Source organism: Streptomyces sp. ATLC9, assembly GCF_057196705.1.
Genome location: NZ_JBXUOY010000405.1, coordinates 1 through 3,289, shown reverse-complemented (window position 1 = coordinate 3,289; position 3,289 = coordinate 1). Strand labels below are relative to the sequence as shown.

General features: G+C 76.2%; 3 protein-coding genes and 1 tRNA gene. 2 read left to right on the top strand and 2 right to left on the bottom strand.

From position 1 onward, the window contains the following. Positions 1–622, top strand: a 622-nt coding sequence (locus AC2CJA_RS25500; protein ID WP_484605027.1) for a CAP domain-containing protein, incomplete at its 5' end; no start/stop codon positions are given. A 70-nt stretch (positions 623–692) separates the two neighbouring features. Here AC2CJA_RS25500 and AC2CJA_RS25495 read toward each other — a convergent pair. Next, positions 693–766 (bottom strand) — tRNA-Met (locus tag AC2CJA_RS25495). A gap of 63 nt (positions 767–829) precedes the next feature. Further along, on the bottom strand, positions 830–1,777 hold the full coding sequence (locus tag AC2CJA_RS25490) for a DMT family transporter (RefSeq protein ID WP_484605026.1): 948 nt from the start codon (positions 1,775–1,777) through the stop codon (positions 830–832). Here AC2CJA_RS25490 and AC2CJA_RS25485 point away from each other — a divergent pair. After that, positions 1,776–3,203, top strand: coding sequence for an aminotransferase-like domain-containing protein (locus tag AC2CJA_RS25485; protein ID WP_484605025.1), 1,428 nt, complete (start codon positions 1,776–1,778; stop codon positions 3,201–3,203). The two genes, AC2CJA_RS25490 and AC2CJA_RS25485, sit on opposite strands and share 2 nt — an antisense overlap. The last annotated feature ends 86 nt before the right edge of the window (positions 3,204–3,289 follow it).

Genomic DNA, 3,289 nt, shown 5'->3' with positions numbered 1-3,289 from the left:
CGGCCGCGGCGCGCGGGGAACGGGGGGCGGGGGGGGGGGGGGGGCCCCCGCCGGGGGGGCCGGCCCCCCCGCAGCCCCCCCCCCCTCCGCGCCCGCGTCCGCCTCCGCCGATGGCGCGGAACCGGACAGGGCGGCCAGGGGTGAGCAGAGCCGTACGGCCGGCTCCGGGGGCGCCACCGGAGCCGGTGACGGGGGAGACGCGGCAGGCGCGCCCGGGGCGGACCCGGCCCCGGGGGACAGCGGACCGCGGGCGCGGGTGCTCTCACTCGTCAACGAGGAACGGGCCGCCGCCGGCTGCCGCCCGGTCACCGCCGACGCCCGGCTGGCACGGGCCGCGGACGACTACAGCGAGACCATGGCCGCCTCCGGTGTGCTGTCCCACACCGGGCCCGACGGATCCACGATGGCCGACCGGGTCGAGGCGGCCGGGTATGCCTGGAGCAACCTGGGCGAGAACATAGCCCAGGGGCAGCCGGACGCCGCCTCGGTCATGAAAGCGTGGATGAACAGTCCCGGCCACCGCGCGAACATACTCAACTGCGCCTTCGAGGAGCTTGGCGTCGGCGTCCACTTCGGCGACGGCGGCCCGTGGTGGACCCAGAACTTCGGCACCGGCCGGTAGCGGCGCGGCGTCCACGGGCACGGAAGCGGTCCGGCCCCGGTGCGAAGTGCACCGGGGCCGGACCTTCCAGTAGCGGGGACAGGATTTGAACCTGCGACCTCTGGGTTATGAGCCCAGCGAGCTACCGAGCTGCTCCACCCCGCGGCGGTGCCCCCACTGTACGGCACGCCGCGGCCCGCGGTGAAACGGGCGGGTCGGGCAGGGGCCTCAGGCCGAGCCGGCGGTGCGCCCCGACCGGGTGCGCACGGTGGCACCGGCACAGGCGATCACGGCGATGCCGCCGAGGGCGGTGGACCAGGTGATCTGCTCGCGCAGGAGCAGCGCGGCCCAGCACAGGCTCATCACGGGCTGGACGAGCTGTACCTGGCCGACCTGCGCCATCGGGCCGATCGCGAGTCCCCGGTACCAGGCGAAGAAGCCGAGGAACATGCTCACCACGCCGAGGTAGGCGAACGCGGACCACTCGGCCGGACCCCCGGCCGGGGGGTGCGAGAGGACCGAGAGGACGGTGAGGGCCGCCATCAGCGGCGCGGAGAGGACGAGAGCCCAGGAGATGGTCTGCCAGGCGCCGAGTTCACGGGCGAGGATCCCGCCCTCCGCGTAGCCGGCGCCGGCCGCGGCGACGGCGCCGAGCAGGAGCAGATCGGGCCAGTGGAGCCCGCCGAACCAGCCGAGCCCGCCTCCCCGCAGCGAGGTGAACACGACCGCGGCGGCCGCGCCGGCGGCCGCCATGGCCCAGAACGGGGCAGGGGGGCGTTCGTGCCCGCGGAGCACGGCCATCACCGCGGTCACGGCCGGCAGGAGCGCGATCACGACGGCGCCGTGGCCGGCCGAGGCGGTGGTCAGGGCGTAGGAGGTCAGCAGGGGGAAGCCGACGACCACACCGCCGGCGACGACCGCCAGGCGGCCCCACTGGGCGCCGCGGGGCAGGCGCTGCCGTGTGACCGCCAGCGCGGCGGCCGCCAGCAGCGCGGCGACCACCGCACGGCCGGAGCCGACGAACAGCGGTGACATCCCGCCGCCCTCGACGGCGGCCCGGGTGAACGGGACGGTGAACGAGAACGCTCCGACCCCGAGCAGACCCCACCCGAGACCGGTGCGAGGCGGGGATAGCGCCTGGGTTTTCAGGATAGTAGCGCTACTGTTGTCTTTCATGGATAACGATAGCAGTTCGCGGATCGTCGCCGATCTCCGCGAATGGATCGCCTCGGCCGCCCCCGGTGCGCGACTGCCCTCCACGCGCACACTGGTCGCCCGTTACGGGGCGAGTCCCGTCACGGTCCAGAAGGCGCTGCGGACCCTGGCGGCGCGGGGGATGGTGGAGAGCCGCCCGGGCGTGGGGACCTTCGTCCGCGCGATCCGCGTGGCCCGCCCGAACGACTACGGGTGGCAGACCGCGGCGCTCGGGGCGCCGCGCAACCGCGCACCGCGGCTGTCCACGGCACTGCGGACCACCCCGAACGACGTGATCGCGCTTCACTCGGGTTATCCGGACCGCGAGTTGCTGCCCGAGCGCCTGGTCCGGGCCGCGTTCACCCGTGCGGCCCGCGGCGACGCGGCCGTCAGCCGTCCCCCGGCCGCGGGACTGCCCGAACTCCAGGCATGGTTCGCGGCCGAACTCGGCGCGGTGACGCCGGCCGGCACGACGCCGCCGACACCGGGCGACGTCGTCGTCCTCCCCGGCAGCCAGAGCGGGCTGGGCGCCGCCTTCCGCGCCCTCGTCGGCGCGGGCCGCCCGCTGCTGGTGGAGTCGCCCACCTACTGGGGCGCGATCCTCGCCGCCGCGCAGGCGGGCGTACAGGTCGTACCCGTCCCCAGCGGGGCGCACGGCCCCGACCCGGAGGAACTGGCGCGGGCGTTCGAGCGGACCGGAGCCCGCGCGTTCTACGCACAGCCGAACTTCGCCAACCCCACCGGCGCCCGGTGGTCGCCCGGCCTGGCCGACCGGGTCCTCGACGCCGTACGCGTGCACGGCGCGTTCCTGATCGAGGACGACTGGGCGCACGACTTCGGCATCGGCGCCGACCCGGTCCCGGTCGCCGCCCGCGACGACGGCGGACACGTCGTCTACCTGCGCTCCCTGACCAAGAGCGTCTCCCCGGCCGTCCGCATCGCCGGGGTCGTCGCCCGGGGCCCGGCCCGGACGCGCATCCTCGCCGACGCCCAGGCCGAGTCGATGTACGTCAGCGGAGTCCTCCAGGCCGCCGCACTCGACGTCGTCACCCAGCCCGCCTGGCGCACACACCTTCGAAGCCTCCGCCACCAGCTCGCCGCCCGCCGGGACCTCCTCGTCGACTCGCTCCGGGAGCACGCCCCCGCCGCCCGTCTGGAAGCGGTACCGCAGGGAGGGCTGAACATCTGGGTCCGGCTGCCGGACACCACCGACCTGGCGCGGCTCGTACGGGACTGCGAGGGCGACGGAGTCCTCGTCGCCCCCGGCGGGGAGTGGTTTCCCGCCGAACCGACCGGGGCCTACCTCCGGCTCAACTACTCGGGGCCCGACCCCGGCGCCTTCCCCGACGGCGCGCGGGCCGTCGGCCGGGCGCTCGCACGCCAGCGGGGACGCTGGGACGTGTCCTGAGAGTCCCTGTGCGGGGGGGGGGGCGGGGCACGCCCCGCGCCGCGGGGGCGGGGGGGGGGCGGGGGTGTGGGCGGGCGGCGGGCGGG